The sequence below is a fragment of the Pedobacter sp. genome, from assembly GCF_045628745.1.
Taxonomy (GTDB): Bacteria; Bacteroidota; Bacteroidia; order Sphingobacteriales; family Sphingobacteriaceae; genus Pedobacter.
Genome location: NZ_JAZQPU010000489.1, coordinates 1 through 7,992, shown reverse-complemented (window position 1 = coordinate 7,992; position 7,992 = coordinate 1). Strand labels below are relative to the sequence as shown.

The 7,992-nt window shown below is 40.1% G+C and carries 6 protein-coding genes and 1 pseudogene; 1 reads left to right on the top strand and 6 read right to left on the bottom strand.

Going from position 1 to position 7,992, the window contains the following annotated elements; genetic code table 11:
* From ACR2F7_RS17890 to ACR2F7_RS17865, 6 genes and pseudogenes are all read right to left on the bottom strand, one after another.
* A pseudogene (locus tag ACR2F7_RS17890) lies at nucleotides 1–255 on the bottom strand (ABC transporter permease); the annotation flags it as partial.
* A gap of 31 nt (nucleotides 256–286) precedes the next feature.
* Nucleotides 287–1,525 carry an ABC transporter permease gene (locus ACR2F7_RS17885; protein ID WP_432714897.1) on the bottom strand — a complete coding sequence of 413 codons (1,239 nt, stop codon included), beginning with the start codon at nucleotides 1,523–1,525 and terminating at the stop codon, nucleotides 287–289.
* Nucleotides 1,526–1,527: 2 nt separating this feature from the next.
* Nucleotides 1,528–2,193, bottom strand: a complete 666-nt coding sequence (locus ACR2F7_RS17880; protein WP_432714896.1) for an ABC transporter ATP-binding protein — start codon at nucleotides 2,191–2,193, stop codon at nucleotides 1,528–1,530.
* A gap of 23 nt (nucleotides 2,194–2,216) precedes the next feature.
* Nucleotides 2,217–3,698 carry a TolC family protein gene (locus tag ACR2F7_RS17875; RefSeq protein WP_432714895.1) on the bottom strand — a complete coding sequence of 494 codons (1,482 nt, stop codon included), beginning with the start codon at nucleotides 3,696–3,698 and terminating at the stop codon, nucleotides 2,217–2,219.
* A 10-nt stretch (nucleotides 3,699–3,708) separates the two neighbouring features.
* Nucleotides 3,709–4,956, bottom strand: coding sequence for an efflux RND transporter periplasmic adaptor subunit (locus ACR2F7_RS17870; RefSeq protein WP_432714894.1), 1,248 nt, complete (start codon nucleotides 4,954–4,956; stop codon nucleotides 3,709–3,711).
* A 151-nt stretch (nucleotides 4,957–5,107) separates the two neighbouring features.
* Complete coding sequence (locus tag ACR2F7_RS17865; protein WP_432714893.1) at nucleotides 5,108–6,421, bottom strand: nicotinamide mononucleotide adenylyltransferase; 1,314 nt, start codon at nucleotides 6,419–6,421, stop codon at nucleotides 5,108–5,110.
* Between the two features lie 63 nt (nucleotides 6,422–6,484).
* On the opposite strand from ACR2F7_RS17865, the gene ACR2F7_RS17860 reads away from it, so the two are divergent.
* Nucleotides 6,485–7,992 (top strand): dipeptide ABC transporter ATP-binding protein (locus ACR2F7_RS17860; RefSeq protein WP_432714892.1); only part of this gene is annotated, 1,508 nt, incomplete at its 3' end.

The window sequence follows — 7,992 nt, the reverse complement described above, 5'->3', positions numbered from 1 at the left end:
TGCTTTTAAATTTAGCCTGATATTTTCATAAAAAGTAGTTAAAGAATCAGAATTGGTGGTCTTTAAAGTGTTTCGATAGCTAATGGACCAGACATTTTCGTACGCTAGGCCTTGTGGTTTTTTGTAATTCTGGTAATAATAGATGAGCAGTGTAGCTACCGCAAAGATGACCAGAAAGGAAACGATTATTTCAGAGAGGAACAAGAAGTTCTGTTTTCTTTTATTCCAGATCAGTTTAAAAATATGCTTGAACATAAGTTGGTGTAATTAAAGATTGAATTGCTAATTAGTGAGTTTTAAGGGCATCTACGACCGTTAACCTTGACATGCGCCAGGCGGGATAGACACCGGAGAGCATACCGAAAAATAAACACGTGAGCAGGCCAAAAGCTAAAACCCTGATGTTTAAGACTAAATTTAGGCTGGGGACAAGGTTAGATTGGTTAAACAGGTAAAGCGCAAGTACAGAAAACACAATCGCTAACAGTCCACCGAACAAGGTTAAGATTACATTCTCTATAATAAACTGATAAACCAGGGTTTTTGAAGAAGCACCAAACGCTTTGCGTACACCGATTTCTGATGAACGCTCCATAATTCTGGTGATGTTGATATTCACAAGGTTGATGGTGGGCAGGAGTAGAAATACAAAAATAAAAAGAGAAACAGTAATCACCATTTTTTCAATTCCAGATTCTCTGACATTTCCGAACAACAACCTGGAAAAGGCTTCCAACATCGTAAAAGCAGGCACATAGAGTACGTCGTAATCTTTATCGTTAGTAGGAATTTTAGGAATCATTTGCTGCTGTTCTGCTTTCATGGCTGGCACCTCAGCCTCTGACCTGGCCAATAAAATAGCACCAAAATCTCCATGGAGTCCTGGATCCTTATAATTTCCTTTAGCAAGCGTATATGGCAAGTACAGATCTCCAGAGAAATTTAACATGGTAACAGGTACATCTTTCACCACCCCTATTACCCTGTATTTAACATTATCCGCTTCAATAAATTTTCCAACCACAGTTTTTACATTCCCAAAATAAGCCTTTTTGGTTGTTTCAGAAATTACACCCACATATTCTTGCTTGTCAATTTGTTGCTGGGTGTATGGTTTGCCTTCCAAAAACTCATATTCTGCGACTTCCCAATAGGTAGCATCAGTATATTTGTATCCTATAACTATTTTTTTGTTATTGACATAGGCATTGGCAGGCCTTGAAAAAGTAAATATGGCCATTTTTTCAGGGGTCTTGAGCTTTGACATATAGTGGTCAAGCAAATAGAAGGATGCCGAGCTTCCACGGGTCCAATTTTCTTTTGAATTGATGGTGGCTACATTCATAATATACAATGATCGGTTTCTTTTCAGATCAGGATAGGAAGGACTGAGCATTTTATCTATAAATGCTGTACAGACCATCAAAATGGTCAGTGTGAAACTGATGCCAAACAAACTAATAAGGGTAAAGAATTTTCTTCTTTTCAATACCGCCAGGGCTATTTTAAAGTAATTGATCAGCATAATTATTGTACTTGAGCGCCATCAAATAAACGTACCAGGCGATGTGTCTTTTGCGCCATATTTTCATCATGGGTAACCATAACAATGGTAGTACCTTCATTTTTATTTAAATTGATCAGGATGTCCATGATTTCATTTCCCATGGCACTATCCAGATTTCCTGTAGGTTCATCAGCAAGGATAATTTGAGGCCTGCCTACAATTGCTCTGGCAATGGCTACTCTTTGTCGCTGCCCCCCACTGAGCTGGTTAGGAAAATGCTTTAACCGGTTGCTCAAGCCAACTTTTGCCAATGCTTCAGTAGCCAGCTGTTTACGTTCCTTTGCCGAAGCGCTTCGGTAGAGCAACGGCAATTCTACATTGTCCAGCACTTGCAAATCATTGATCAGGTGGTAACTTTGAAAAATAAAGCCGAGTTTCTGATTTCTGAATCTGGCCAGCTGCTGATCAGAAAAATGAGAGATATCCTGGTTGTCGATTTTTATCATCCCTTTGGAAGGGTCGTCCAGCAAACCCATGATGTTGAGCAAGGTACTTTTGCCACAGCCTGAAGGGCCCATAATGGATAGAAATTCTCCCTTTGCCACGTTAAGGCTAATGCCGTTGATGGCTAATGTTTCAATGGTATCTGTTCGATACACCTTATCAATATTTTCTAAACGGATCATAATGTATAATTAGTGATTAAGATTTACTTATAAGTTATTTTTTCATTCTTTTCAAAGTCAAACAACGATAAATACCGAAGCTGATAATAAGCAGTCCATGAATTTCGAAGCGCAGCCACATAATCTCGTTTTGCCCGGTCACTTTCTTGAAAAGCAATACTGAGGTCATTAATACTTAAATCCCCCAAAATATAGCGTTCACTAGCAATCTGGTATTTCTCGCTTGCAATTTTATCTGCATGCACACTGAGTTCCATTTGTTCTTTCATCATGTTGAAAAGGGTGACTTGTGTAACAATCTCTTGTTTAAAAATTTGCTTATCCTGCTCTACCTCATGCATGGTAAACTGTTCATTAGCTTGTGCTGTCTTTATTCTCGACTTAGATCTGCCCCAATCCAAAACGGGAATAGAGATTTGCAGCTGCACAGACTGCTGACTTTTTGGAGATCGGTATACATCAAACAAGTGGGAACCGGCATTAGAAAAACCAAGGTTGGCATTCAGCGTGGCCACCAGTCCGTTTGCACCTTTGGCTTTGGCAACATCTCTTTTCGCTTCTGCCATGCGGCGAACAAAGGAAATGGCATCAGATCTATTTTCAAGGGCCTGTGCTAAAACAAGTGAAGTTGATACTTCAAAATGGGCTACTGCAGCAGGCATGGTTAAAACAACTTTCCCTTCCCCTTCTATCCCTGTATAACTACGCAGGTTTAAGGCTGCAATTTCAACCTCCCTTTGCGCTGTTCCTGCAGCTTTTTGCGCATTCAACTGTTCGAGCTGCAATTGTAAAATCTCATTTTTAGAAACCTTGCCCATCTCAAATTTTATATTGGCAACGTTTAACATTTTACCGGTATTAATGGTGTTAAGCGCTGCGATAGCATAGTTTACCTGGGCAAGTAAAAGGTTAAAAAAATAGTCTGTAACGGTAACTGCAATCTGTTCCTGAGTCTCTATAAAAGCCTGTTTGCTCTCATTGAATTTAAGAGGCTCAATTTTCTTATCCCAACGCAGGCTGTTAAATTGTAACAAAGGCTGGGTATAGCCAATGCCATAAGGGGTTCCATTGTACAAGACACTATTTCTGTCAAAATCACTGAAACGCTGTAGCTCTGTTGTGCCATACATGGTACCCCCGGTAGCGGCAATACTTTGTTTAAAATCGAGTGTCAACGAGGAGTTGTCATTATGAATGGGCTGAAATAAAACGGTGCCATTGGGTTGAAGTACCTGCGCATAGGTTTTATTATACCCTGGCAAGATTCCCTCTAAAGCAAGTTGAGGCTGATAGTTAGACTTAAAAGTTCTCCACTCCCAATATTTAGTTTCCCTTACGGTGTTGGCCTGTTTTGCTGCAATAGAATTAGCTCTCGCCATTTCCACCACTTGCGGCAAGGTTAATTTCAATGTATCGTTCACTACATTTACCTTTGCTTGTGCTATTGCAATAGTGCAGCAAGCTGTGCTTATCATGGTGAACATCAAAATATAAATAGCTTTCATATCCTGTACCTTAATCAGTGATGACAATTTCTTTGGAATGCTCAAACTTGCTGAGATCTGAAGTGATGACCTGCTCACCGGGCTTTATACCGCTAACAATTTCTATAAAATCGAAATTACTTAGACCGGTATTCACCTCCCTCCTTTCTGCCACCCCCTTGTTGAGCACAAATACTTGCTGCAAATCTGAACCTTTGAAAGCCGGTCCATTAGGCACCCTGATTACATTTTTTCTCGTTTCAGTAATCAGGAAAAGGTCAACTTTCAGGTTAGGCCGGAGCAGCTTATGGTCCTTTTTGTCCAGCTTAACTTCAAAGGAAACAATAGAATTATTAACAGCAGGCGAAACATTAACCACTGTTCCCCTTATTAAGAGCTCATTTATACGAATGATAACTGGCATGTTATATTGCAGCCTATCTATTTGGTTGTCTGAGATACTTCCTTCAACTTTATAGCTACTGAGGTTTGCAATTTTAGCAAGGGCTTCTCCTTCTTTAATGCTTGTACCAATATTTTTATTAACCCAGGTAACCACACCATTGCGTGTAGCTATTACATTTGCCAGGTGTAGCTTTCGAAGAAAGGCCAACTGATCGTTTTTTTGTATGGAAAGTTGTATTTCAGCCTCCTTGATTTCTATCTTCATGGTTTGCTGTTTATTTTTAATCTCATTCTCTAATTGTGCCTTTTCCAGGTTTGCTACTTTTAGGTTGAGCTCAGCCTGTTCAATATTTTCCCTGGTACCACCACCAGCGTTATAAAGCCTTTGTGCACTTGTTACCGCCTCTTTAAAATTGCTGATCTTAAGTTGCTTAATGGAATTATTTGACTTCATGTCATAGAAACTTTTTTCAAGATCAAGCTTTAACTTCCGGATTTCATTTTCTTTTGCCACGATTTGAAATCCAAGCTTATCAGATTCTGTCTGGGCAGCAGCTTGATCAAGCGTCAGAATAGATTGACCAGCTTTTACCGGTGTACCAGCATCTATCAATACAGCCTTTAAAGCCGAATTAATAGAGCTGGTAAGCGTTTCCTCAAACTCCGGCAATATTTCACCTGTAGCACTAATGGTATTTTCAATATTGCCACGGTCTGCAACAGCAGTTATAAAGCGCGATTTGGAGATAGATGGTTTAATGTAAGCCCGGAGGGTAAAAATGCCACAAACAATGATGCCTGCAATGATAAGGAGGAGGAGGATCTTTTTCTTCTTTTTATTGGTGATAACTTCAGCTTCGATAGCTTTATCCATAACATTATATTTTGCTATAGCCATTACAAGCCGAATGCCACCGGTATCTACCTATATTTCAGGTTGTTAATAAGTTGTTAGGATAAAAAAATGATCGATATCCAACACAAGTTCGATATCCGGGATTTTGAAGTCTTTATTAGAGGGAGCCTTAAACGGTTTTCACGTCGCCCTCCCTGTAGTCTTTTATATCTGTAATATATCCATTGATGATCAAGAAGTCAAACAAAGGTTTAGCATCTGGCGTAACCGGCATATTTGCACTGGTAATGACCTCATTGGTTTTTTTATCTAAATAAGGGTATGCAAAGAGCTTCACATTTTTGTTAAACATATCACTCACATAACTCAGCAACTGACTGGCGTAGTTTTCGCCGAAATTGCTGGAGTTGAAAACAAATTTAAGGTTATTGATATTGGTAGAGATCCCTACGCTTTTTGGCTTACAACGATCAAGGTATTTGGCTAATTTATTATGTCTGGCAAAGTTTGAAACGATAACTAAGTTGCCAGTATTGCACATTTCTTCTGCACGTTTAGCTACAGCCTGTAAGTCGAGGTTTTCGGCCCAATTTTCATCTGTATCAAGCACATTAGACAATAACACTTCAATTAACACGCTCAGGTTTTCTGCCTTCACACTTTCGGTACGCACAAATTGCTCAACAGCCTTGTTCAGCATACTGAAGTTAGGATTGGATTTCTGCGCATATTTAGTTCGCAAAATCATGATGTCCTTTTTATAAAGCAGGTCTTTTGGTAAACGAGGGTTCCCTTGAGGATCAAATATCGCTGCGTTGGAAAAATCTTTTACAATTAAATAAAGGTTTAATAATATGTTATTTACATCCTTGAAAACCGGCCCTTTAACAGATATCAGGTCAATCTCTACTGAACCAATCGTTAAGTTATCAGCAAGGGACTCAATCATGGTTTTAAGGTCATGCTTAAAGTAAAATGCCGCATACACCAGGTTGACGCCAATGATACCTAAAACATTTTGCTGCAAGGCAGCATCAGTATCCAATAACCTAACGTGGAAAACAATTTCATTGGCTTCACCTTCTGGCTCTGCTTGAAATTTAATGCCAATCCAGCCATGTGGATCATTAGATTTGTTGTAGTTAAGTGTGGTTACCGTATCTGCAAAAGCAAAAAACGTTTGGTCATCATACTTCTCCCCCCTTAATCTTTCATTTAATAATTCAAATTCATGGTTTAACATTTTCGTAAGCCTGGATTGACTTACATATCTCCCCGATTCTTCCATGCCATAAATGGCATCGCTAAAGGTCATGTCATATGCCGACATGGTTTTCGCTACTGTTCCTGAGGCAGCTCCCGCAGTAAAGAAATTACGTGCTACTTCTTGTCCTGCTCCTATTTCTGCGAAAGTACCGTAAATCTTAGGATTTAAGTTAATCTTCAGTGCTTTACGTTTTGTATCCAGAATTTCTCTTTCCATGGTGCAAAAATAGGGCAAAACTACCCAAATACAAGCCAAAAATTTACTTATCTTGGTAATCTGATGTTAAACGTACAAAACCTAGAAGTTCAATTTTTAAATGAGGAAGATAAATCCTGGATCAAAGCCGTAAACCAGGTTAGCTTTAAAGTCGAAAAAGGTAAAGTTTTAGGCATAGTTGGTGAGTCTGGGTCAGGTAAATCCGTTACATCCTTCTCCATTATGCGACTGCATAATGCCCAAAGCACTCATATTGGCGGAAAAATTACTTTTGGTGATATCAACTTATTGGAAATTTCAGAGCCAGAAATCCGCAAATACAGGGGAAATAAAATATCGATGATCTTCCAGGAGCCGATGACCTCTCTTAACCCGGTGTTTACCTGCGGCTACCAGGTAATGGAAGCCATTATCCTCCATCAGCAAATTGATAAAGCCACTGCCACGGAACGGACCATTGAACTATTTAAAGAGGTACAATTGCCCCGACCTGAACAAATATTTACAAGTTATCCTCACCAACTCTCTGGTGGACAGAAACAAAGGGTGATGATTGCCATGGCCCTGTGTTGTAATCCTGAGCTCCTGATTGCAGATGAGCCTACCACGGCACTTGATGTTACCGTTCAAAAAACAATTCTGCAGCTGTTGTTAAAACTAAAGAAAGAACGGGATATGGCCATGATTTTTATTTCGCATGACCTGGGTGTGATCAGTGAAATTGCAGATGATGTTGCTGTGATGTATCGCGGCCAGATTGTGGAACAAGGACCAGCAGCAGCGCTTTTCGAACACCCTCAGCATCCATACACCAAAGGATTGCTAGCCTGCCGGCCAGCGCCAGAACGTCAGTTAAAAGTTCTGCCTACGGTTGCTGATTTTTTAAATGTTGATGCTTCACAAAGTGTTGCCCATTTATTAGCAACCAATACCTATACACCATCAGAGATTGCTGCGCGGAGAACTATGCTTTACCAGCAGGAACCATTGCTGCAGGTTAAAAATCTGTGTACCTGGTACCCGGTGAGCAAGGGCTTATTTGGCAAAACCACTTCTTACGTCAAGGCAGTTAACGACATTACTTTCAACGTTTACCCTGGAGAAACTTTAGGTCTGGTGGGTGAGTCGGGTTGCGGAAAATCTACCCTGGGCAGGAGCATCTTGCGCCTTACTGAGCCAACTTCTGGTCAGCTCCTTTATCAGCAAAAAGAACTCCTTGAATTTAACAGGAAGGAAATCAGACAAATCAGAAAAGATATACAAATTATCTTTCAGGACCCCTACTCCTCTCTTAATCCAAGGCTTACGGTAGGCAATGCCATTATGGAGCCTTTACGAGTGCATAACGTGCTGTCAACTGATAGCCAGAGGAAAGCTTATGTGATGGACCTTTTGGAGAAAGTAGACCTTAAACCCATGCATTTTGACCGTTACCCGCATGAATTTTCCGGCGGACAAAGACAAAGGATTGTTATTGCCCGGGCTTTGGCTTTGCAGCCCAAGTTCATTATCTGTGATGAATCTGTTTCGGCTTTAGATGTTTCTGTGCAAGCACAGGTATTAAATTTACT